Consider the following 26,307-nt stretch of genomic DNA (forward strand, 5'->3'; position numbering starts at 1 on the left):
ATAGCACACAGCGTTATTCACGGCTAAACCGGGATCTCAGGGTGCCGGGCATTTTTATGAATATTAATAACCTCAGTGGGATATACATAACATGAATAATATCTCAGTAACGCCTAAAGGCGGCACCATCGCCTCGCAGCTGAGTGGCAGCGATGTCAATTTAAACGCTCCAAGCGTGGTTAAGCTCAACCTCAATCGAACCGACATTAAATCTTTTGCGCGCAACGGCAATGACCTGGTCGTCACTACGAAATCTGGGGAAACAGTTGTTATTCATAATTTTTATAGCCCGGCAGGCGAAAGCGACCTGGTGCTGCAGGACGATCGTGGCGCGCTGTGGTGGGTAGAAGATCCGGGCCAGCAGGGCTTCCAGTTTGTCTCAATCGACAGCACCGAAGGGCTGCTGGCGGATAACATCACCAACGACGGCGCGATTGCCGCTTATGGTATCGGCGGCGGGGCGCTGGCGGGTATTGCCGCGATGTTCGCTGGTTCAAACGGCGGCAATGGCTCAGGCGATAACGGCGGCGCGGCCGACGGCGGTACGGGCAGCGGTGACAATGGTGGCACGGGCGGTGGAACAGACGGCGGCACCGGCGGTGGCACGGGCGGCGACACCACCGCGCCCGGCGCAGTTGCCGATCTGACTATTAGCGATAATGTCGGCAGCACGCAGGGCGCGATTACCGCAGGCGCCTCCACCGATGACAATACGCCTGTTTTAAGCGGAACGGCTGAAGCGGGTGCCACCATCAGCGTTTACGACAACGGCACGCTGCTGGGAACGGCGACGGTCAACGCAGACGGCACCTGGAGCTTTACTTCACCTGTGCTGGCGGATGGCCAGCACAGCCTGACGGCGACGGTTACCGATGCCGCAGGCAATACCAGCAGCGCCACCGCGCCGGTTACCTTCACCGTCGATACTGTCACTCCGACGCTCTCGGATGTCAGCGCCAGCAGCGATAACGGCACGCCCCTGACGCCCATCGCCGCCAGCGGCGCGACCAATGACGCCACGCCTCTGCTGCAGGGCACTACCGAAGCGGGCAGCACCGTCACCCTCTCTGATAACGGCACCCTTCTGGGCACCGTTATCGCAGGCAGCGATGGACGCTGGTCCTTCAATACGCCCGCGCTGAGCGAAGGCAGCCATACGCTGAGCATCACCGCCGCCGACGCGGCGGGCAACGTCAGTCCGGCGACCACCCTCGCGTTTACCGTTGATACCCTGGCGCCGGCTGCGGCCAGCAACCTGCAGCTGACGGATAATGTCGGCGTCAGCCAGGGGCCACTGACGTCCGGCGAATCGACCGATGATAATACCCCTGAGCTAAGCGGACAGGCCGAAGCAGGCGCGACCGTCAGCGTTTATGACAGCAGCACGCTGCTGGGTACGGTGACGGCAGGCGCAGACGGCGTCTGGCGTTTTACCACGCCGACGCTGAGCAACGGCAGCCACAGCCTGACGGCGACCGTGACCGATGCGGCTGGCAATGTCAGCGCGCCGACGACGGCGATCGTTATCAACGTTGCGGCGGGTTTGCCGCCAGCAACCAGCTCGCTGGAAATTACTAACGACAACGGCAGTGGACTGGTGCCGATAGCGGACGGCAGCAGCACCAACGACGCGACGCCGGTGCTGAGCGGCGTGACTACTGCCAGTGCGGTGGTGACGATTTATAACGGCGATCAGCTGCTGGGCAGCGTGACCGCCGACGGCAGCGGCCAGTGGAACTTTACGCCCGCCACGCTGGCAGACGGCACCTATGCCTTTAGCGCCGCCAGTACGGACGCAAACGGCAGCGCTACCACGTCGCCGACCATTACTATCACCGTTGATACCCTTGCGCCGGATGCCGCATCCAGCCTGCAGTTGAGCAATGACGGCGGCGGCGCGATCGCCTCCGGCGGGGCGACCAGTGACAATACGCCGACGCTGGGCGGAAGCGCTGAGCCTGGCAGCACCGTCTCTGTTCTGGATGGCGATACGCTGCTGGGCACCGTCACCGTAGGCAGCGACGGGCTCTGGAGCTTTACTTCTCCCGCGCTGACCGATGGCAGCCACAGCCTGACCGCCACCGTCACCGATACGGCGGGCAACGTCAGCGCGCCGTCCGCGCCGCTGAACTTTACGGTCGATACCCAGGCGCCCGCTGCGGTCAGCGGTCTGGTGGTGACCGACGACGCTGGCACCAGCACTGGCCCGCTGACCTCTGGCGACACCACCGACGACAACACGCCTCTTCTCAGCGGCCAGGCGGAACCCAGTTCGCTGCTGACGATTTACGATAACGGCGTCGCCATCGGAAGCGTGACGGCAGGCGCCGACGGCACCTGGAGCTTCACCACGCCGACGCTGAGCAACGGCGCGCACAGCCTGACCCTGACCCAGACCGATGCGGCAGGCAACGTCAGCGCGCCGACCACGCCGTTTGATCTTACCGTCGCCGCAGGCGATCCGCCTGCCACCCTGACGCTGGTAGCCACTGACGACAGCGGCAGCGTGCCGGTCGCGCTGGCCGATGGCGCCAGCACGCGCGACACCACCCCCGTACTGAGCGGCGCGACCCTCGCTAACGCGCTGGTAACGCTCTACAACGGCGATCAGCTGCTGGGCAGCGCCACCGCCGATGCGAACGGGCAGTGGAGCTTTACGCCCGCCGCGCTGGCGGACGGCACCTACGATTTCCGCGCGACCGCGACCGACGTCGCAGGCAATACCATCAACTCCGCGACGCTGGCGCTCACCGTTGATACCGTCGCGCCAACAGGCGCAACCGGCGTTTCGCTGGCTGACGCCAGCGGCGATCCGATCGTCAGCGGCGGCCTGACCAACAGCGGCGCGCCGGTGCTGAGCGGCAGCGCCGAGCCGGGCAGCACCGTCACCGTTTCCGACGGCGACACGGTGCTGGGCAGCGCCACGGCCGGAACAGACGGCAGCTGGAGCTATACGCCAGCAGGCCTTGCTGACGGCAGCCACAGCCTGACGGCGGTCGTGACCGATCCGGCAGGCAACGCCAGCGCTGCGACCGCGCCGGTTTTCTTTACCCTGGATACCCAGGCACCTGCCGCCGCTGCCGATCTGGCGCTTAACAGCGACAGCAGCGGCGTTTCTGTGCCGGTCACTGCGGGCGGTACGACAAACGACGCGACGCCGGTGCTGAGCGGTACGGCGGAGCCAGGCAGCATCGTTACCGTCTCTGACGGCGATGTAGCGCTGGGCAGCGCCACGGTTGGCGCAGACGGCCGCTGGAGCTTTATCGCGCCGACGCTTGCCGAGGGCAGCCACAGCCTGACCACAACCGTCACCGATCCGGCGGGCAACACCGGGCCGGTTTCTGAGCCGCTGCTGTTCAGCGTGGATACCCTTCCACCAGCGGCGGTCAGCGGGCTGGTGGTCAGCGACAACGTGGGCGCGACGCAGGGCGAACTCGTCCCGGGCGCCACCACCGACGACAGCACGCCAACCCTGAGCGGCCAGGCACCCGCGAGCAGCCTCGTCAGCATCTATGACGGCGACACGCTGCTGGGTACCGTCACCGCCGCCCAGGACGGCAGCTGGAGCTTCACCACCCCTGCGCTGAGCGACGGACAGCACAACCTGACGGCGACCGTGACCGATGCGGCAGGTAACGTCAGCACGCCGACGGACGCCTTCGCTCTGACCGTTGACGCAGGGGTGCCGCCTGCTACCAGCTCGCTGGTCGTGACCGACGACAGCGGCAGCACTCAGGTGCAGCTGGCAAACGGCGACAGCACGCGCGATGCGACGCCGGTACTGAGCGGCCTCACCACCGCCGGTGCGCTGGTGACGCTCTATAACGGCGATCAGGTGCTTGGCTCCGTCACCGCTGACGCAAACGGGCAGTGGAGCTTTACGCCGGACGCGCTGACGGACGGCAGCTACGCCTTCCGCGCCGCCAGCGATGACGGCACAGGCACCGTTACCGACTCGCCTGTGCTTAATATCACCGTCGACACCGTTGCGCCGGAAAGCGCGGCGGGCGTCACGCTGACGGATGCGAACGGCAATGCTATTGCCGTCGACGGCGTTACCAGCAGCAGCACGCCTGTGCTGAGCGGTACGGCGGAACCGGGCAGTATCGTCACCGTGTCTGACGGCAGCAGCGTGCTGGGCAGCGCTACCGTGGCGCAGGACGGCAGCTGGAGCTTCACCACGCCGACGCTTGCGCAGGGCGTCCACAGCCTGACCTCGACCATCACCGATGCGGCGGGCAACGTCAGCGCGCCTGCCACGGCGGTGACGTTTACCCTTGATACCACCGCGCCGCAAACGGCCTCGGGCATTATTGTCACCGATAACGTCGGCAACCAGCAGAGCGTGCTGGCGTTCGGCGACACCACGGATGACAGCACGCCGACCCTGAGCGGCCAGGCGGAAGCGAGCAGCATCCTCAGCGTCTATGACGGCAATACGCTGCTGGGCAGCGTCACGGTTAACCCCGACGGCAGCTGGCGCTTTACTACGCCGACACTGAGCGACGGGCCGCACAGCCTGACGACCACGGTGACCGATGCGGCAGGCAACGTCAGCGTACCGACGGCACCTTTCGACCTGACTGTGGCGACCGGTCAGCCGCCTGCCACCCTGACGCTGGTGGCGACTGACGACAGCGGCAGCACGCCGGTCGATCTGACCGACGGGGCCAGTACGCGCGACGCGACGCCGGTGCTGAGCGGCGTTACCACTGCCGGTGCGCTGGTGACGCTCTACAACGGCGATCAGCTGCTGGGTTCCGTCACCGCTGACGCAAACGGGCAGTGGAGCTTTACGCCGGACGCACTGACGGATGGCAGCTACGCCTTCCGCGCCGCCACCGCTGACGGCGCAGGCACCGTTACCGACTCGCCTGTGCTTAATATCACCGTCGACACCGTTGCGCCGGACGCGGTCAGCAATTTGCAGCTGAGCAGCGACAGCAGCGGCACGCCGGTTGCCGTTACCACGGGCGCGACTAACGATACGACCCCGCTGCTGAGCGGCACGGCGGAGCCGGGCGGCATCGTCACCGTTTCTGACGGCGACAACGTGCTTGGCTCGGTAACCGCTGCCCAGGACGGCAGCTGGAGCTTCACGACGCCCGCACTGAGCGAAGGCGACCACAGCCTGAGCGCGACCGTCACCGATGCGGCGGGCAACGTCAGCAGCGCCTCCGCGCCGGTCACCTTTAGCGTCGACAGCACGCCGCCAGCGGCGGCAGCCGATCTGGTGCTGAGCGACAGCCGCGACGGCACGCTACAGCCGGTAGCCGCAGGCGGCTCCACCAGCAGCACCAGCCCCACCCTGAGCGGGACGGCGGAGCCGGGCAGCATCGTTACCGTTTCTGACGGCGACGCGGTGCTGGGCACCGCCACGGTCAATACCGACGGCAGCTGGAGCTTTATTACGCCAGCGCTGGACGAGGGCGGCCACAGCCTGACCACCACGGTGACCGATCCGGCGGGCAACACCGGCGCAGCCTCCGCTCCGCTGGCCTTTACCGTCGATACCACCGCGCCAGCGGCCGTTAGCGGCCTGGTGGTGACAGATGACTACGGTGACGTTCAGGGAACGCTCGCCTCAGGCGACACCACCGATGACCGCACCCCGACGCTGAGCGGGCAGGGTGAAGCAAACGCGCTGGTGACCATCTATGACGGCCAGACCGTTCTGGGTTACACCACCGTCGATACCGACGGCAGCTGGAACTTCACCACGCCGACCCTGAGCAGCGGCCTGCACACCCTGACCACCACCGTCACTGACGCGGCAGGTAACGTCAGCAGCGCCTCCGACCCCTTCGATCTCACTATCGAGGGCGGCCTGCCGCCCGCTACCACGCCGCTTGAGGCGGTTAATGAAACGGGCAGCACGGTCACGCCGCTGGCAGATGGCGCGACCACTAATAACGACAGCCCGGTACTGAGCGGCCTCGCCGATGCAAACAGCGTGGTCACGCTCTATGACGGCCAGACGCTGGCAGGCAGCACCACGGCAAACAGCAGCGGCCACTGGTACTTCAGGCTCTTCTCGCTGTCGAACGGTTCGCACGCCTTCTTTGCCACCGCGGTCAGTCCGACCGGGGCCACAACCACCTCTGGGCCGCTGACCATCAACGTCGATACTGTCGCGCCAGCGGCGGCCGACAACCTGCAGCTCACCGATGACGCGGGCAGCACCAGCGTGCCGATCGGCGCAGATGGCGCCACCAGCGATATCTCGCCGGTACTGAGCGGTACGGCCGAGCCGGGCAGCACCGTCACCATTTCCGACAGCGGCAATCTGCTGGGCACAGCGACAGCGGATGCCAGCGGCAGCTGGCGCTTTACCTCGCCAGCGCTGGCGGAGGGCGCGCACAGCTTCACCACCACCGTGACCGATGTCGCCGGCAACGTCAGCCCGGCGACAGCGCCGCTTACCTTTACCGTTGATACCACGCCGCCAGCCGCCGCCAGCGGGCTGGTGGTAAGCGATGACGTTGGCGGCACGCAGGGGCCGTTGACCTCTGGCGACACCACCGATGACAACACGCCGACTCTGAGCGGCCAGGCCGAGGCGGGCGCGCTCGTCAGCATCTATGACGGCGACGTGCTGATCGGCACCGTCACGGCGGATGGCGCAGGCAACTGGAGCCTGACCACCACCGCGCTGAGCAACGGCAACCACAGCATGACCGTCACCGTTACCGACGCGGCGGGCAACGTCAGCCTGGCGACATCCGCCTTTAACCTGAATGTTCAGGCGGATCTGCCGCCCGCGACCCTCTCTTTGCAGGCGACCGATGACAGCGGCAGCCAGCTGGTCACCCTGGCCGACGGTGCCACGACGTCAGATGCGACGCCGCTGCTGAGCGGCCTGGCGACGGCGGGCGCGCTGGTGACGCTCTTTAGCGGCGATGTTGCGCTGGGCAGCGTGACCGCGGATGGCAGCGGCCAGTGGTCCTTTACCCCTGCGGCGCAGACGGACGGCACCTACACCTTCCTCGCCAGCTATACCGATGCGACCGGCAACCTGGTGACATCCACGCCGCTGACCCTGACTATCGACACCACCGCGCCGGCAGCCGCGACGGGCGTTACGCTCACCGACGCCAGCGGCACGCCGGTCGCTACCGACACGCCGACCAGCAACAGCGCGCCTGTGCTGAGCGGCAGCGCCGAGCCGGGCAGCACCGTGACCGTGTCTGACGGCGACACGGTGCTTGGCTCGGTAACCGCTGCCCAGGACGGCAGCTGGAGTTTCACCACGCCGACGCTTTCCGACGGCGCGCATAGCCTCACCACCTTGGTCACCGATGCGGCGGGCAACGCCGGAGCGGCTTCCGCCCCTGTGACCTTCACCGTTGACACCCAGCCGCCTTCCTTGCCTGCGGATGTGGTGTTGAGCAACGATGGCGCGCCGATCGCCTCTGGCGATGCGACCAATAACGCGACGCCGACGCTGAGCGGGACGGCCGACGCAGGCAGCATCGTGACCGTTTCCGACGGCGCTACGGTGCTGGGCAGCGTCACGGCGGGCAGCGACGGCAGCTGGAGTTATGCCGCGCCAGCGCTGGCAGACGGCGATCACAGCCTGACCGCCACCGCCACCGATCTGGCGGGCAACAGCAGCGTGGCCACAACGCCGCTTCTCGTCACCGTTGATACCCTGGCGCCGACAGCGGCGACCGGCCTGCAGCTCAGCAACGACCAGAGCGGCACGCCTGTGCCGGTTACCGGCAGCGTCACCAACGATCCGACGCCGGTGCTGAGCGGAACCGCAGAGGCGGGCGGCATCGTCACCGTTTATGACGGCGCGACCGCGCTCGGCTCCGCAACAGCGGGCACAGACGGCAGCTGGAGCTTTACCGTCCCGGCGCTGAGCGAAGGGGGCCACAGCCTGAGCGCTACCGTCACCGATGCGGCGGGCAACGTCGGTCCGGCCTCTGATGCGCTGGCCGTTACAGTCGACACCACGCCGCCAGCGGCGGCGGCCGATCTGCTGCTCAGCAGTGAGAACGGTACGGCTATCGTTTCCGGCGGGCTGACCAACTCTGACACGCCGGTGCTGAGCGGCACCGCCGACGCGGGCAGCCTGGTTACCGTCTCCGATGGCGATAACGTGCTGGGCTCGCTCACCGCTAACGCCGACGGCAGCTGGAGCTTTACTTCCCCTGTGCTGGCTGACGGCCTGCACAGCCTGACGGCGACCGTAACCGACGGCGCGGGCAACGTCAGCCCGGCGACCGACGCGCTGAGCTTCACGGTAGATACCCAGCCGCCGACAGCGGCGCAGGATCTCTCGCTCAGCAACGATCAGAGCGGCGCGGTGATCCCTGCGGACGGCACCACCAGCGATGCGACGCCGGTACTGAACGGCACCGCGGAGCCGGGCGGCACCGTTACCGTTTCTGACGGTGGCACTGTGCTGGGTACGGTAACCGCGGCAGGTGACGGCAGCTGGAGCTTCACGACCCCAGCGCTGGCGCAGGGCGAACACAGCCTGACCGCTACCGTCACCGATCCTGCCGGCAATACCGGCCCGGCCTCGGCGGCCTATCTCTTTAGCGTGGATTTGACGGCACCAGCGGCAGCGACGAACCTGGCGCTCACCAATGACGCCAGCGGTACGGCAATTGCGGCGGGCAGCCAGACCAATGACACCACGCCGGTGTTGAGCGGCACCGCCGCAGCTGGCACCACCGTCACCGTTTCTGATGGGGCGACCGTACTGGGCAGCACGTCGGCCGACGGCAACGGCAACTGGAGCTTTACCGCTCCGACCCTTAGCGAAGGCGCGCACAGCCTGAGCGTGGTGGTGACTAACGCCGCTGGCAACAGCAGCGCACCGTCTGGGGCGATCGGCTTTACCATCGACACCTCTGCGCCAGCGGCGGCGACCGATCTGGCGCTCACCAGTGACGCCAGCGACACGGCGATCGCGGCGGGCGGCTCGACCAATGACGCCACGCCGGTACTGAGCGGCACAGCGGAGCCGGGCGGTACGGTGACCATTTCTGATGGCGCTACCGTACTCGGTACGGCGACCGTCGGCACTGACGGTAGCTGGAGCTTTACGTCCCCCACGCTGGCCGAAGGCGCGCACAGCCTGATCGCCGCTGTTACCGATGCGGCGGGCAACCTTGGCCCGGCGTCAACCGCCTTTGGCTTTAGCGTCGATACCACCGCGCCAGCGCTGGCTGGCAACGTGCTGATCAACAACAACACCGGCCAGACGCTGACGCCGATTGCTGACGGCAGCACAACCAACGACGCCACGCCGGAGCTTACCGGTACGGCTGAAGCGGGCAGCATCGTCACCCTCTATGACGGCGCCGCAGCGATCGGCTCGGTCACCGCAGGGCCAGACGGCAGCTGGAACCTGAGCACGCCGACGCTGGCGGACGGGCTGCACAGCCTGAGCGTCAGCGTGACGGATGCGGCGGGCAACAGCAGCGGCACTACCACGCCGGTTAGCTTTACCGTCGATACCGTCGCGCCTGTGGCCGCGGCCGGGCTGACGCTGACCAACGACGCGAGCGGCACAGCTATTCCAGATGGCGGACTGAGCAATGACAACACGCCGGTGCTGAGCGGCACCGCAGAGGCGGGCACGGTGGTTACTGTGCTGGACGGTACGGTGGTGCTCGGCACCACCAGCGTGGATGGCAACGGCAACTGGAGCTTTACCACGCCGACACTTAACGACGGCGCGCATAGCCTGAGCGCTGTCGTGACGGATGCGGCGGGCAACGTCGGCCCGGCAAGCGACGCAATCGCGGTAAACGTCGATACCCAGCCGCCTGCGGCGGTCACCAGCCTGGCGCTGAGCAACGACAGCGGCGCGGTGGCGGTGGCGATACCGGACGGCGGTCTTACCAGCGACAACACCCCGGTGCTGAGCGGCTTTGCGGAGGCGGGTGGTACGGTCGCCGTCTATGAGGGCGCAGCGCTGCTGGGTAGCGTCGCGGTCAACGCCGACGGCAGCTGGAGCCTGATTTCGCCTGTGCTTGCCGACGGCACCCACTCCTTTACCGTCACGCCTGTCGATGCAGCGGGCAACGTCGGCGCCTCCGCCGCTATCAGCGTGGTGGTTGACGCCACCGCGCCAGCGACGGCGGCGAATATCACGCTCAGCAGCGATAACGGCGCAACCGCAGTGGCGATCGCCGACGGCGGCACTACCAGCGACAGCACGCCGCTGATGAGCGGCAGCGGAGAGGCGGGCACTATCGTCACTGTTTATGACGGCACCACAGTGCTGGGCACCACCACGGTGGGCGCCAGCGGGCTGTGGAGCTTCTCGGTGCCGACGCTGAGCGACGCCGCTCATAGCCTGACCGTGACCCTTACCGATGCGGCGGGCAATACCAGCCTGCCTTCGGCGGCGATCGGCTTTACGGTCGATACGCTGGCACCGGCAGCGACTGCGCTGACGGTCAGCAATGACAATGGCGCGGAAAATGTTGTGCTGACGCAGGGCGCCACCACCAGCGATAACACGCCGCTGCTGACGGGTACGGCGGAAGCCAACAGCCTGGTTACTCTCTATGACGGCGATGTGATTATCGGGTCGACGACGGCAGGCGGCGACGGCGCGTGGAGCTTTAGCTCGCCGACGCTGGCGGAGGGCACCCACGCGCTGAGCGCGACGGTCACCGATGAGATCGGCAACGTCAGCGCGCGTTCTGCAACCTTTAACGTAGTGGTTGACGTGACGCCGCCGGAACCGGCTGGCGCGCTGACGCTGCGTAACGATGGCGGCACGATTATTGCCGACGGCGGCATGACCAACGACAGCACGCCCGCCATCAGCGGTACGGCGGAGGCGAACAGCCTTGTCACCGTCTATGACGGCACGTCACCGATTGGATCGGTGCTGGCGGACGGCGCGGGCGCATGGAGCCTCACCCCCGCTGCTGCGCTCTCCGACGCCACCCATACGCTGAACGTCACGGTGACCGATGCAGCGGGCAATATCAGCGCCACCTCTTCAGCCACCCTGACGGTGGACACCGTTGCGCCGCAGCCGGTTGCCACCTTCGATATTTACGATACTGACGGCGCCAAGCCGCTGTTAATTGCCAATGGCGGCTATACCAACGACGCCACGCCAGTGCTGCGCGGCACCGCCGAGGCGGGCACCACGGTCAATATCTATCAGGGCAGCGATCTGATCGGCAGCGCCACGGTGAACGAAAGCGGCGTCTGGCGTTTTGAAACCGGCGCGCTCACTGACGGTCAGTACGCCTTTACCGTATCGGTCACCGATGCGGCGAACAATACCAGCGCTGAGGCGCAGCCTTACACGATTAACGTCGATCTGACGCCTCCGGCGGCAATCGCCGATCTGGCGGTAAGTGACGATGCGGGCGCGACTACCGGCCCGCTGGCCAACGGTGCTACCACCGACGACAACACCCCGACCCTGAGCGGAACCGCGGAGCCAGGCAGCACCGTTACCCTCTATGACGGTACGACGCTGCTGGGTACGGTTACGACGGCTGCGAACGGTGGCTGGAGCTTTACGGCGGCGGCGCTGAGCAACGGGTCGCACAGCTTTACGGTGACCCAGACCGACGTAGCGGGCAACGTCGGCGCGGCGTCGGCGCCTTTCGTCATCAACATAGAGAATGGCCTGCCGCCGACCACCAGCACGCTGCAAATTACCGACGACAGCGGCAGCACGCTGGTTAATCTGGCGGACGGCGCGTCAACGGGTGACACCACGCCGGTACTTAGCGGTACGGCGACAGCGGGCGACGTGATCACCATTCTGGATGGTGCCTCCACGTTGGGCAGCGTTACCGTTGGCGCGGGCGGCATATGGAGCTTTACGCCAGCGCCGCTGACGGAAGGGGCGCATACGTTCTCTGTCACCTCTGTGGACGCAGAAGGCAACCCGGGCGCAGCCGTTCCTCCCGTTACCATTACCGTCGATACCACCGTCCCGACCACGGCCACCGATCTGCTGCTGAGCAACAATAACGGCACAACAGCGGTTAACATCCCTGACGGCACCGCTACCAACGACAACACGCCGCAGCTGAGCGGAACCACCGAAGCTAACGCGCTGGTCACCGTTTACGATGGCGATACCGTTATCGGCTCCACCACGGCGGGCGGCGACGGCGTATGGAGCTTCACCGCGCCGCTGCTGACTAACGGGGCGCACGCGCTGAGCGTCACGGTGACGGATGTCGCCGGTAACCTGAGCGGTCGTTCTGATGCGATCGCCTTTACCGTGGATACCGTTGCGCCTGCGACGACGGCAAATATGGTGCTCACCAACGACGCCACCAGTGGGGTCGTGCCGAACGGCGGCCTGACTAACGATGACACACCGGTACTCAGCGGCACCGCCGAAGCGGGCAGCCTGGTAACCGTCTACGACGGTACGACGGCGCTCGGCTCTGTCACCGCAAACGCAGGCGGCAGCTGGCGCTTTGTCTCCCGCGCGCTCGCTCAGGGTACGCATACGCTGAGCGCCCGCGTCACGGATGCGGCGGGCAACGTCAGCGTGCTTTCCGGCGCCACCACGGTGATAGTGGATACCACGCCGCCTGCCGCCGTGACGCTGACCGCCAGCAATAACAACGGCTCGACCACCACGCCGATCGCCAGTAATGGCATCACCAACGACAGCACGCCAGTGCTGACAGGTACGGCAGAGGCGGGCAGCCGCATTACCATCACCGACGGCACCACGCTGCTGGGCAGCGTAACGGCGGGCAGCAATGGCCAGTGGAGCTTCACCACGCCGACGCTGGCCGACGGGCCGCATACGCTGAGCGTGACCGCAACCGATGCGGCGGGCAACGTCAGCGAGGCTGCGTTGCTGACGATGACGGTGGCGACCGCCGCACCGGCGCCCGTCGCTGACCTGACGGTTACCGATAACGTCGGCGCGACGCAGGGCAGTCTGACTAACGGCGGCGTAACCGACGACAGCACGCCAACCCTTAGCGGCACTACCGGCGCGGGCAATATTGTGACCGTCTACGACGGCGCGACGCTGCTCGGTACGGTAACGGCGGGCGCGAACGGCGCATGGAGCTTCACCACCGGCACGCTGAGCAACGGCGCGCATACGCTGAACGTGACGGTGACCGATGCGGCTGGCAACACCAGCGCCGCGACACCGTTTACCCTGACGGTGGATACCGTTGCGCCAGCCGCCTCGACGCTGGCTATCACCAACGACGCCGCCAGCGTGACGGTGCCGAATGGCGGATCGACCAATGACAACACGCCGGTGCTGAGCGGAACGGCGGAAGCGGGCAGTACCGTTACTCTCTATGACGGCGCTGCGCCGCTCGGCTCGACTACCGTCGGCACCGACGGCGGCTGGAGCTTTACCACGCCGGTGCTCGCTGAGGGCGTGCATGCGCTGCGCGTCACGGTAACGGACCTGGCGGGCAACGTCAGCGGTGCCACCACGGCCAGCATTACCGTGGACACCACGCCGCCCGCCGCTGTTACCCTGACGGCGAGCAACAACAACGGCAACACGCCGGTGCCGATCGCCAGCAACGGCAGCACCAACGACAACACGCCTGCGCTGACCGGTAGCGCCGAGGCGGGCAGCCGCATCACCATTACTGACGGCACGACGGTGCTGGGCAGCACGACGGCGGGCAGCAACGGACAGTGGAGTTTCGTCACGCCGACGCTGGCGGACGGGGCGCATACCCTGAGCGTCACCGCCACCGATGCGGTGGGCAACAGCAGCTCGCCGACCACGCTGACGCTGACCGTCGATACCACGGCGCCCGCGGCGGTGACCGATCTGACGGTCAGCGATAACGTCGGGACGATTCAGGGCAACCTGACGAACGGCGCGGCCACGGACGACAATACGCCAACCCTGAGCGGTACGGCGGAGGCGGGCGCGACCGTTGTTATCTTTGACGGCACTACGGCGCTCGGATCCACCACGGCGGGCGCAAACGGCGCATGGAGCTTTACCACCAGCGCGCTGAGCAACGGCGTGCATCCGCTGAGCGTGACGGTGCGTGACGCGCTGGGCAATACCAGCGCCGCGTCGCCCACGGTTTCTATTATCGTGGATACGGTGGCACCAGCGGCCTCGACGCTGCAGATCGTTAACGACGTTACCGGCACAGCGGTGGCGAACGGCGGCTCGACGAACGACAATACGCCGACCCTGAGCGGTACGGCGGAGGCGGGCAGTCGCGTCACTATCTTTGACGGCACGACGCTGCTGGGGACGGTAACGGCGGGCGCGAGCGGTGCCTGGAGCTTTACCACCAGCGCGCTACAGCAAGGCTCGCATCCGCTGAGCGTGACGGTCACCGACCCGGCCGGCAACGTCAGCGGTTCTACCTCGTCGACCATCGTGGTCGATACCTCGGCACCAGCGGCGGTCACGGCGCTGGCGGTAAGCAATAACAACAGCAGTACGCCGGTAACCATCCCGAACGGCGGCGTCACCAATGACAATACGCCGCTGCTGAGCGGCAGCGGTGAGGTCGGTGCGCGTATCACTGTCTATGACGGCGCTACGCTGCTGGGCAGTACAACGGTGGGCAGCAACGGGCAGTGGAGTCTGATTACGCCGGTGCTGGCCAGCGGCGCGCACACCCTGACTGTCACCGCGACCGATGCGGCGGGCAACGTCAGTCCGGGCGTGAATACTACCCTGACCATCGATACCACGGCTCCGGCGGCCAGCACCCTGGTGATCACTAACGACTCGGTTACGCCGAACGTGACGGTACCGAGCGGTGGGGCAACGCGCGATACCACGCCGGTACTGAGCGGTACGGCGGAAGCGGGCGCGGTTGTTACCATTTACGACGGTACGGCGCTGCTGGGCAGCGTAGTTGCGGGCAGCGGCGGCGCCTGGAGCTTTACCACCGCCACGCTGTCGCAGGGCGCCCATCCGCTGAGCGTGACGGTGACGGATACGGCGGGCAACGTCAGCACCACCACTGCGGCAAACGTGGTAGTGGACAGCGTGGCACCGACGGCGGTCTCCGGGCTGGCCATTAATACGGCGGGCACCACCCTGACCGGCAGCGGCGAAGCGGGCGCGACGGTTACCGTACGCGACGCGGGCGGCAACGCCATTGGCAGCGGTACCGTGGCGGCCAACGGCAGCTTCTCGGTGGCGCTGACCACCGCGCAGACCACCGGCGCGACGCTGTCGGTGACCCAGGCTGACAGCGCAGGCAACGTTTCGCCGATCGCGACGGTACTGGGGGCGATCCGCGTGGTAGCGGCCAATGATGTGAGCACCGTGGATTACGCCACCCAGACGGGCACCATCACCAACACCAACAGCAGCCATACCGGTGTTTCGCTGCTGAACGTCAATCTGGGCGGCGTGGTAACGCTCGATGTCCTGCAAAGCGCCAACGCCTATCAGTTCAGCGTGGGAACCGGCGATACCCGTACGGTAACGCTGCACGCTTCGGCGACCAGCCTGGTGGCGCTGACCTCTACCTATACGCTCTACCTCTACCAGCAGCAGGCGAACGGCACCTGGGTGGTGAAATCGAGCAACGCCAACTACATCTCCACCTTCCTGACGGTGGGGACGCAGACCGGCAGCAACGTCACCTACAGCAACCTCGGCACAGGCAACTACGCCGTGTTGTTGGGCACCAGTAGCGGCGTGGGCGTCCTGCCTTCCACGACCGTCACCACCACCTCCGATATCACCACGCTGGCGGTGACGGTGGCGGCCACCGTGACGGGCAACCTGCTGACGAACGACACCAGTTCGGTGGCCGGTACGATACCGACGGGCACGCAGGTGACAGCCGTTTCCGGCAGCGCCATCTCAGCCACGGGCAATACGGTTATCAACACCACCTACGGCACCCTGACCATAGATGCCAAAGGCAACTACACCTACGCGCTGAAAGCGGGCCTGGATGCTGATACGGTGCCAGCGACCGATGTGTTCAGCTATTCGGTGCGCGACGCCAGCGGCGCGGTAACCTCGGCCACCCTGACGGTCGATCTGCACAACGGTCCGGCAGTCACGCTGCTCTCCGTAAACAGCCTGTTTGCGGAAACCAGCGTCGATGACGGCACCACGGCGAGCGGCAGCATCTACGGCGACAGCACAGCAACCCATACCGGCGCGCTGAGCATCACCAACGAGGCGGGCCTGACCACTGCCGTCAGCAGCAGCGGCGTTACGCTGGTGGCGGGGGACTACGGCACCCTGAGCATCACCGCCGACGGTCACTACACCTACGCGCTTAACAGCGCCGTCAATGCGCAGGAGATCGCCCATAAAGAGGTGTTCAGCTATAGCCTGGCGGCAGCCGACGGCACCATTACCACCAACAGCTTCACCATCGATCTGCATCCGACCATTACCGGAACCGCAGGGGCGGATGCGCTGACCAGCAGCGCCTATGACGACACCATCACGAGCGGAGCGGGCGCCGATACCCTGGTGTATCACCTGCTAAACAGCGCGGATGCCGTCGGCGGCAACGGGCATGACACCTGGACCGATTTCTCTGTCGCCGACGGCGACAAGATTGACGTCAGCAGTCTGCTCGTCGGCTGGAACGACAGCACCAGCAACGTCAACGATTTCGTGAAGGTGGACCATACCGCGGATGGCAATACCGTCCTGTCGATTGACCGCGACGGCACCGGCACCGCCTATAGCAGTACGCAGCTGGTCACGCTGGAGGGGGTTAACGTTTCACTGGAGGAGCTACTGCAACAGCCGCACCAGGTTCACACGGTCTGATCGCCGTGATGTCTGGCAGGGAAGCATTATCGGGCGCAGGGATGCGCCCCTTTCTCTAACTGATGAGTGGAAAACGATGGATCGGATGCAATCAAGCGCAATATATCGCCGTTCTTTTAAGCTCAGCGTTCTCTGTGCTGGCATCGCTTTTTTTATAACTTCCCCTCTGGCGGCCGGCAGCGACGTCGCGCAGACGGCCAGCCAGATCACCGCAACCGGCCTGGCGAAACAGCAGGATCTCCCTTCATTAACCGGCGAGAGCGCCGAACCCGCGCTGGCGCACGTCCCTGACACCCTGACGATCAATCAGGCGGTGCAGCGGGCGATCCAGTGGCATCCCGATATCGCCGAAGCGGTGGGAAAACTGCTCGAACAGGCCGATCAGGTCGACGTGGCGAAAGCCAAATATTATCCGCAGGTCAGCGCCGGTATGAATAACGGCTACAGCAACAGCTACAGCGAGAAAGGGTTCAGCCCCTCGTTCGTGCTGTCGGTTTCGCAGATGCTCTACGATTTCGGCAAGGTCAGCAGCTCGGTGCGCTCCGCCGAGGCGGGCGTCGCCCAGCAGCAGGCCAACGTGCTGCTCAGCATCGATACCGTGGCGCACGATACCGCCGCGGCGCTGATTCAGGTGCAGGGTTATCAGCAGCTGGTGAAGATTGCGCAGGAGCAGCTGACGGCGCTGATGAAAATCGGCGATCTCGCCCGCCAGCGCAACGATGAAGGCGCCGCCTCGCTCTCCGACGCGACGCAAACCGACGCCCGCATTGAAGGCGCGCGCACCCTGCTGACGCAGTACCAGGCGAACCTTGACCGCTGGCGCGCCACGCTGGCGACCTATCTGGGCTGGCCGCTGGTGAAAAAAGTCAGCGACGACTTTCCCGCCAGCCTGACGCGCTCCTGCGATGTCGCGAAGGCGGATGACCGGACCAACCCGGCGGTGCTCGCCGCCTGGGCGCAGGCCAACGAGGCGCAGGCGAAGCTGGACAACGCCAACGCGCAGATGCTGCCTACCATCTCGCTGGAGCCGCAGGTGACGCACTACCTTAACAATCACTACGCCAACAGCGAGACGCTGGATCGCACGCAATATTCAACCTGGGTCAAGGTCGAGATGCCGCTCTATCAGGGCGGCGGCATGACCGCCAGCCGCAATGCCGCCGCCAACGCGCTGAACGCCGCCAACGCCGCGGTGAATTCGGCGCGGCTGAAGGCGCGCCAGCAGCTGAGCGAATCGCAGAGTCAGTCGCAAAGCCTGGCGCTCAGCCTGGCGATTCAGGCGCGGCAGCAGCGGCTCGGCGAGAAAACCCAGTCGCTCTATCAGGATCAATATCTGCAGCTCGGCACCCGTCCGCTGCTCGACGTGCTCAATGCCGAGCAGGAAGTATTCCAGACCCGCTTCACGCTGCAGCAAACCATCAGCCAGTTACGCTCGCTGCAGCTCGACTGCCTTTACAGCACCGGCCATATGCGGTCGGCGTTTGCCCTGAATAATCAGCGGATCCAGTCCGTGGAGATCCAGCCATGACGCAAATGCAGCTTCCAGAGTCGCCCGCCGGAAAGCCCGACGGGGCCGAAGGCGGGGTGCCGTTACAGGGCTGGGCGACAGCTATTATCCTGATCGCCGGCCACTATCGCTTGCCCTGCTCGCCGGGCATGATCCTTGCCGCCAGCGAGTGGCAGGGCAAGCAGACGCGCGACAAAGCGCTGCGCCATCTGGCGCGCCAGGCGGGCATGTCGCTGCAGCTTTATCAGGATAATAAATGGGAGATTAACCACTGGCGGCTGCCCCTGGCGGTCGAGCTGGCGGACGGGCAGGTCGGGGTGATTACCAGTTTCGACGGTGAAGATGAGGTGCGGGTGCACTTCAGCGGCGATGAGCAGCCGACGCCACTGTCGCTGGGCGCGCTGCTGCCCGATATTCGCTTCGCCGCCGCCTTTCGTCCGCTTACCGCCGCAAAAGACAGCCGCGTTGACCGCTATCTGGAGACCATCAAGCCCGACTGGCTGCGTCGCCTGGTGCTGCGCGATCTGCGCCCCTACGGCTACGTCATGCTGGGATCTTTTCTGATCAACCTGCTGGCGCTGGTAGGCATCATCTTTTCGATGCAGGTTTATGACCGGGTCATCCCGGCACAGTCCTATCCGACCCTCTACGTGCTCTACGGCGGGGTAATTATCTCGGTGATCTTCACCTATATCCTGCGCGTCGGACGCGATCATGTTACCGATCTACTGGGCAAGCGCGCCGATATGCGCGTCTCCGATCGGGTGTTCGGCCATGCGCTGCGCCTGCGCAACAGCGCTATCCCGCGCTCTACCGGCACCTTTATCTCGCAGCTACGCGAGCTGGAGGCGATCCGCGAAATGGTGACCTCAACCACGGTCAGCTCCATCGTCGATATGCCCTTTTTCCTGCTGTTTATGCTGGTGATGGCGATTATTGCGCCGCAGCTGGCGTGGATCGCGCCGGTGGCGGTGATCCTGATGATCCTGCCCGGTCTGCTGCAGCAGAAAACGCTGGCGAAGCTGGCGCATCAGTCGCTGAAAGAGTCAACGCTGCGCAACGCGGTGCTGGTGGAGAGCGTGCAGGGGCTGGAGGATATTAAGCTGATGCAGGCGGAGGATCGCTTTCTGCAGCAGTGGAACAGCTATATCCGCATCACCGCGCAGTCCGGCGTTGAGATGCGTAAAGTGATGCACTCGCTGATTAGCTGGGGCGTTACGGTGCAGGGGCTGGTCTACGCCAGCGTGATCGTTATCGGCGCGCCGATGGTAATTAACGGCGATATCACCACCGGCGCGATTGTGGCGGCGTCGCTGCTCTCGTCGCGCATGATCGCCCCGATGGGCACCCTGTGCGGCGTGCTGGCGCGCTGGCAGCAGGTCAAGGCGGCGAAAAGCAGCCTGGACGCGCTGATGGCGCTGCCGGTAGAGAACAGCAAAGATGAAACTCGCATCCACTGTCCGGTACTGTTCGGCCACTACCAGTTCAGCGAGGCGATGTTTCGCTACTACAGCGACTCCGCCACTATTGCGCTGCGCATCAAGAGCCTGACGATCAAGCCTGGCGAACGCGTCGCGGTGCTGGGCCGCAACGGATCGGGAAAATCGACGCTGCTGCAGGCGATGATCGGCGGCATGGATCTGGTGGGGGGCGAGCTGCGGCTCGATAACCTGAGCCTGCCGCATATCGATCTTGCCGACGTACGGCGCAATGTCGGCCTGATGACGCAGAATGCGCGGCTGTTTCACGGCACGCTGCGCGAAAACCTGACGATGGGCGCGGCGCACGCCAGCGACGAGGCGATCTTCGCCGCGCTGACGGTGAGCGGCGGCGCGGACTTTATTCGTCGCCTGCCGCTCGGCCTGGATCATCCGGTGATGGAGGGTGGCGTCGGGCTGTCCGGCGGACAGCGGCAGTCAGTGCTGCTGGCGCGCATGCTGCTGCGCGATCCCAATATTGTGCTGCTGGATGAGCCGACCGCCTCGCTGGACGATCACACCGAAAAAGAGTTTATCGAACGGCTTGGGCAGTGGCTGAATGGCCGCACGCTGATTGTGGCGACCCACCGCGCCGCCATCCTCGCGCTGGTGGATCGCGTGCTGGTATTAAAAGAGGGGCAGCTGGTGATGGACAGCCCGAAAGAGAGCGCGCTGCCACCGGCGCGGCCGTCGCTTAACCGGCCGGAGGATAAGGCATGAGCGAGCTATCGACAAAACTGCGGCTGGTCGCGCCCGAAGCGGAAACGTCAGACGATATCAACGGCGATCTGCGCTCGGAAAGCTACTATAGCGGCGCGGTGCGCCTGATTGTCATCAGCTTCTTTCTGCTGCTGGCCGGGCTGATCTGGGCGTGGTTCGGCGTACTGGATGAGGTCTCGACCGGCACCGGCAAAGTGATCCCCAGCTCACGCGATCAGGTGCTCAGCTCGCTGGAGGGCGGGATCCTCGCCGAGCTTAACGTGCACGAAGGGGATCGGGTCGAGGCGGGGCAGATCGTGGCGAAGCTCGATCCGACGCGATCCGTCTCCAGCGTCGGCGAGAGCGCGGCGCGCTATCGAGCCGCGCTGGCGGCCAGCGCGCGGCTCTACGCCGAGGTGAACGACCAGCCCTTGCGCTTTCCGGCAGAGCTAAAGGCCTTCCCCGACCTTATCGCCTCTGAAACGCGGCTCTACAATACCCGCCGCGCGCAGCTGAAAGACTCGACGGCGCAGATTCAAGAGTCGCTCGGACTGGCCAACCGCGAACTGGCGATTACCCAGCGGCTGGCGAAAACCGGCGCCGCCAGCAGCGTCGAAGTGCTGCGGCTACAGCGCGACAAGTCCGATCTGGAGCTAAAGCTCACCGATATGCGTTCGCAGTATTACGTGCAGGCGCGTGAGGATCTGGCGAAGGCGTCGGCGGAAGCGGACAGCCTGGCGCAAACGGTGAAGGGACGCGAAGATACCGTCACCCGCCTGACGCTGCGTTCGCCGATGCGCGGCATCGTGAAAAACATCAAGGTCACTACCGTTGGCGGGGTGATCCCGCCCAACGGCGAGCTGATGAATATCGTGCCGATGGACGATCGTCTGCTGATTGAAGCGCGCCTCTCGCCGCGCGATATCGCCTTTATCCATCCGGGCCAGAAGGCGCTGGTGAAGATCTCCGCCTATGATTACGCTATTTACGGCGGGCTGCATGGCGTGGTGGAGAGCATCTCGCCCGATACCATTCAGGATGAGGTCAAGCCAGAGATCTACTACTACCGCGTCTTTATCCGCACCGAAACGGATTACGTGCAGAACAAAGCCGGACGCCGCTTTGCTATCAGCCCCGGCATGGTCTCTACGGTGGATATTAAAACCGGCGAGAAAACGGTCATGGATTATCTGGTCAAGCCGTTTAACCGCGCCAAAGAGGCGCTGCGGGAGCGGTAATGGCCTCCCAATACTTTTTTATTCAGGCGCGTCGCGGATTGCAGCGCGCGCCGAACTCCGCAATAATTGCGTAAAATGCGGCAACGCAAAATCCCTTCCTCGTCGGGTTTAACGACGCGGAGGGGATTTTTTTTATCAAGTCTTTTATCACCTGTAACTTAACGCCACGCGGCAGTGAGGATGATTTATGTATAACACCCTGGGCAATCAGTATGACAATTCGCTGGTCTCAAACGCCTTCGGCTTCATGCGTTTTCCTGTGAACTTCCAGCCTTACGACAGCGACGCCGAGTGGGTGATCACCGGCGTGCCTTTTGACGCCGCCACCTCTGGCCGTCCGGGCAGCCGCCTGGGCCCGGGCGCGATCCGTCAGATCTCCACCAACCTCGCCTGGGAAGGGTGCCGCTGGCCGTGGGATTTCGACCTGCGCCAGCGCCTGAACGTCGTGGACTGCGGCGATCTGGTCTACGCCTTTGGCGACTCGCAGGATCTTTCCGACAAGCTGCAGGCGCACGCGGAAAAACTGCTGGCGAACGGCAAGCGCATGATGACCTTTGGCGGCGACCACTACGTTACGCTGCCGCTGCTGCGCGCCCATGCGAAGCATTTCGGCAAGCTGGCGCTGGTGCATTTTGACGCCCATACCGATACTTACTCCAACGGCCCGACGTTCGATCACGGCACCATGTTCTTTACCGCGCCGAAAGAGGGGCTGATCGATCCGCAGCATTCAGTGCAGATCGGCATCCGCACCGAGTTCGACAAGAACCTGGGCTTTAACGTGCTGGATGCGGCGCAGGTCAACGATCGCAGCGTTGATGATATCCTGGCGGAAGTGAAGCGCACCGTCGGCGATCTGCCGGTCTATCTGACCTTCGATATCGACTGCCTGGACCCGGCGCACGCGCCCGGCACCGGCACGCCGGTTATCGGCGGCCTGACTACCGACAAGGCCACCAAACTGGTGCGCGGCCTGCAGGGGCTGAACATTGTTGGTATGGATCTGGTAGAGGTGGCGCCAGGTTACGATCACGCCGATCTCACCTCGCTGGCCGCGGCGACGCTGGCGCTTGATATGCTGCACGTTCAGGCGGCGAACAAAGGCGAGTAACTTTTCAAGCCGGGCGTTGCCGCGCCCGGTTTTAACCTTAACGGAGAGCAATATGGGCCTGCTTGATGAATTAGTCGGTGCTTTAGGCAACGGCAACGGACGCAACACCTTAGGCGAGCTGGAAGCGGTGTGGAACTGGGTGCAGGAGCAGGGCGGTATTGAAGTGCTGCTGCATAAGTTCCAGCAGGGCGGACTGGGCGAGATTTTAAGCTCCTGGATCGGCACCGGCAGCAACCAGTCGGTGAGCGGCGGCGAACTGCGCTCGGCCTTTGGTGAAGAGGCGCTGCAGTCGCTGGCGCAGAAGCTGGGGACCGATGTGAACGGCGCCTCCGGCAAACTGGCGGAGCTTTTGCCGCACCTGATTGACCGCATGTCGCCGCAGGGACAGATGGACGATCAATCCCTGCACGACAAGCAGCTCGATCTGGGATCGATGGTAGATCAGCTTTTCAGGCGATAACAGATTGCGTGCGCCGCCGCAGGGCGACGCACGTCCGCTTATTTTCCAGCGTCTGCCGCGATGCGATCGCGAATATGCTGCGCACGCGCCGCAGAGTCGGGATGTGAATCAAACAGGGAGCTTTGCTGGCCCTGCTGCATTTTCGCCAGCTTTTCAAAGCTGGTCGCCAGCCCCAGCGGATTAATGCCGCGTTTCTTCAGTAGCTCGTAAGAGTAGTCATCCGCCTGCGACTCCTGGGTTTGCGAGAACTGCGCGTTGACCAATTGCACGCCCAGATCGCCCAGCTGCGACTGCGACAGCGAGCCGATAACGCCGCCCACCGAAGAGGCTGCGGTGCGCGCCGCCGTGGTGCCGAAGGCGACCTGCATCGCCTTGCGCGTATGGCCCAGCGCGACGTGTCCCATCTCATGTCCCAGCACGCCTTCGACTTCGTTGTCGTCCATCATATCCATCAGCCCGCTATAGACGCGGATGCAGCCGTTCGCCATCGCCCAGGCGTTAACGTCTTTGGTGATGTAGACGCGGTAGTTGGCTGGCGTACCGTTAATGTTGTCGCCCAGCGCGGCGGCGATCTTGTTCAGGCGCTGCTGATAGGTGCTGTCGGCCGGCGCGAGCTGGTTCTCTTTATCCATCTGCGCGCAGGATTGATCGCTGAGCTGTTTTACCTGCGCGTCGTTGAGGGTGTAGGCCTGAAAAGCCTGGGCGCCCGACTGCAGCAGCGCGTTATTGTCCATGCCCTGGCAGCCGCTGAGCAGCGCCGCGAGGCTGATTGCCATGATGCCTGTCTTAATCTTCATGCGTACATCCTGTCAGTAACAAGGTAGGAAAAGCCGGTATCTGAAAAGGGTCAGATACAGTAAAGAGTGGGTTATAGCCTGTAGTCAGCCACTTCGCTAGCAGACATTGCCGTAAAAGCCAGGCGAAGCGGCGAGATTTAACACGGTGCGGCATGTACTTTTGCCCCGATTTTCATGTACATTGATGAGCGACTTTTTCCTTGTTTTGCCCGATAAATCATTAATAACAATGAGTTAAATAGGCGAATCATTAATCCGACCTGGAGTAGAAAATGCCCTCTCGTAAAGAGCTTGCCAACGCCATTCGCGCGTTAAGTATGGACGCAGTACAGAAAGCCAAATCGGGACATCCGGGGGCCCCGATGGGTATGGCAGATATTGCCGAGGTGTTGTGGCGCAGCTACCTGAACCATAACCCGACCAACCCGCAGTGGGCCGACCGCGACCGCTTTGTGCTGTCGAACGGCCACGGCTCAATGCTGATTTACAGCCTGCTGCACCTCACCGGCTACGATCTGCCGATGAGCGAGCTGCAGAACTTCCGCCAGCTGCATTCAAAAACTCCAGGTCACCCGGAATATGGCTACACTCCGGGCGTTGAAACCACCACCGGCCCGCTGGGTCAGGGCATCGCCAACGCGGTCGGCTTCGCCATTGCCGAGCGCACCCTGGCGGCGCAGTTCAACCGTCCGGGCCATGAGATCGTTGACCACAACACCTGGGTGTTTATGGGCGACGGCTGCATGATGGAGGGGATCTCCCACGAGGTCTGCTCCCTGGCCGGCACCCTGAAGCTGGGCAAGCTGGTGGCGTTCTATGACGACAACGGCATCTCTATCGACGGCCATACCGACGGCTGGTTCACCGACGACACCGCGAAGCGCTTCGAGGCCTACGGCTGGCACGTGGTGCGCGGCGTGGACGGCCACGACGCGGAGGCTATCGCGCGGGCGATTGACGAGGCGAAAGCGGTCAGCGATAAGCCTTCGCTGCTGATGTGCAAAACCGTTATCGGCTTCGGCTCGCCGAACAAGGCGGGCACCCACGACTCTCACGGCGCGCCGCTGGGCGACGACGAGGTGGCGCTGACCCGCCAGCAGCTGGGCTGGACCCACGCTCCGTTCGTTATCCCGTCAGAAATCTACGCCGAGTGGGACGCGAAAGAGGCGGGCCAGGCGAAAGAGGCGAAGTGGAACGAGAAGTTCGCCGCCTACGCGCAGGCGTTCCCGGAGCTGGCCGCCGAGTTCAGGCGTCGCGTCAGCAACGAGCTGCCGGCGAGCTGGCAGGAAGAGTCGCAGAAGTTCATTGAGCAGCTGCAGGCCAACCCGGCGAAAATCGCCAGCCGCAAGGCCTCCCAGAACGCCATCGAGGCGTTCGGTAAGCTGCTGCCGGAATATCTGGGCGGCTCTGCCGACCTGGCGCCGAGCAACCTGACCATGTGGTCCGGCTCTAAGCCCATCAACGTCGACCCGGCGGGCAACTATATCCACTACGGGGTGCGCGAGTTCGGCATGACCGCCATCGCCAACGGCCTGGCGCTGCACGGCGGCTTCCTGCCTTACACCGCCACCTTCCTGATGTTCGTGGAGTATGCGCGCAATGCGGCGCGCATGGCGGCGCTGATGAAGATCCGCCAGATCATGGTCTACACCCACGACTCTATCGGCCTGGGCGAAGACGGCCCGACCCACCAGCCGGTGGAGCAGCTGGCCAGCCTGCGCACCACGCCGAACATGAGCACCTGGCGTCCGTGCGACCAGGTGGAGTCGGCGGTGGCGTGGAAATACGCCATCGAGCGTAAGGACGGCCCGACAGCGCTGATCTTCTCCCGCCAGAACCTGGCGCAGCAGGCGCGCAGCGCAGAGCAGCTGGCGAACATCGCGCGCGGCGGCTACATCCTGAAGGAGAGCGACGGCCAGCCGGAGCTGATCCTGATTGCGACCGGCTCAGAGGTAGAGCTGGCGGTGGCGGCGTATGACAGGCTGAGCAGCGAAGGGATCAAGGTGCGCGTGGTCTCCATGCCGTCAACCGACACCTTCGACAAGCAGGACGCGGCGTGGCGCGAAGCGGTGCTGCCGAAATCGGTCGGCGCGCGCGTTGCAATTGAGGCGGGCATTGCGGACTACTGGCAGAAGTACACCGGCCTGCACGGCGCGGTGGTGGGCATGACCTCCTTCGGCGAGTCCGCTCCGGCGGAGCAGCTGTTCGAGGAGTTCGGCTTCACCGTGGACAACGTGGTGGCGCAGGCGAAAGCGGTGCTGTAAGAGGTAAGGGTTCGCCGCTTATGCTGGCGA

Annotated in this window: 8 protein-coding genes; 7 read left to right on the forward strand and 1 reads right to left on the reverse strand. The window is 64.6% G+C overall.

Annotated features, from left to right (window positions below; all coding sequences use genetic code 11):
- Window positions 1-91: 91 nt before the first annotated feature.
- The 6 genes from MHZ89_RS16220 (at window position 92) to MHZ89_RS16245 (ending at window position 23,216) form a co-directional block, all read left to right on the forward strand.
- Window positions 92-16,723, forward strand: a complete 16,632-nt coding sequence (locus MHZ89_RS16220) for an Ig-like domain-containing protein (RefSeq protein ID WP_311783874.1) — start codon at window positions 92-94, stop codon at window positions 16,721-16,723.
- Between the two features lie 76 nt (window positions 16,724-16,799).
- Window positions 16,800-18,251 carry a TolC family outer membrane protein gene (locus MHZ89_RS16225; protein ID WP_311783875.1) on the forward strand — a complete coding sequence of 484 codons (1,452 nt, stop codon included), beginning with the start codon at window positions 16,800-16,802 and terminating at the stop codon, window positions 18,249-18,251.
- Window positions 18,252-18,256: 5 nt separating this feature from the next.
- Entirely contained in the window at window positions 18,257-20,428 is a 2,172-nt protein-coding gene (locus tag MHZ89_RS16230; protein ID WP_409373300.1) for a type I secretion system permease/ATPase, read from the forward strand.
- Window positions 20,425-21,645: an HlyD family type I secretion periplasmic adaptor subunit gene (locus MHZ89_RS16235; RefSeq protein WP_311783877.1), complete on the forward strand. Its 1,221-nt coding sequence runs from the start codon at window positions 20,425-20,427 to the stop codon at window positions 21,643-21,645. The genes MHZ89_RS16230 and MHZ89_RS16235 overlap by 4 nt, the downstream gene beginning before the upstream one ends.
- Before the next feature lie 187 nt (window positions 21,646-21,832).
- Complete coding sequence (gene speB / locus MHZ89_RS16240; RefSeq protein WP_311783878.1) at window positions 21,833-22,756, forward strand: agmatinase; 924 nt, start codon at window positions 21,833-21,835, stop codon at window positions 22,754-22,756.
- A gap of 16 nt (window positions 22,757-22,772) precedes the next feature.
- Window positions 22,773-23,216, forward strand: coding sequence for a YidB family protein (locus MHZ89_RS16245; RefSeq protein ID WP_409373296.1), 444 nt, complete (start codon window positions 22,773-22,775; stop codon window positions 23,214-23,216).
- Between the two features lie 38 nt (window positions 23,217-23,254).
- Here the strand turns inward: MHZ89_RS16245 and MHZ89_RS16250 are convergent, their stop codons facing one another.
- Complete coding sequence (locus tag MHZ89_RS16250) at window positions 23,255-24,013, reverse strand: M48 family metallopeptidase (protein WP_311783880.1); 759 nt, start codon at window positions 24,011-24,013, stop codon at window positions 23,255-23,257.
- Between the two features lie 272 nt (window positions 24,014-24,285).
- Between MHZ89_RS16250 and tkt the strand changes: the two genes are divergently transcribed.
- A complete protein-coding gene (gene tkt, locus MHZ89_RS16255) occupies window positions 24,286-26,277 on the forward strand; it encodes a transketolase (protein WP_311783881.1) in 1,992 nt (663 codons plus the stop codon).
- Window positions 26,278-26,307 lie beyond the last annotated feature (30 nt).

It is taken from the genome of Pantoea sp. ACRSB, from assembly GCF_022346905.1.
Taxonomy (GTDB): domain Bacteria; phylum Pseudomonadota; class Gammaproteobacteria; order Enterobacterales; family Enterobacteriaceae; genus Pantoea; species Pantoea piersonii.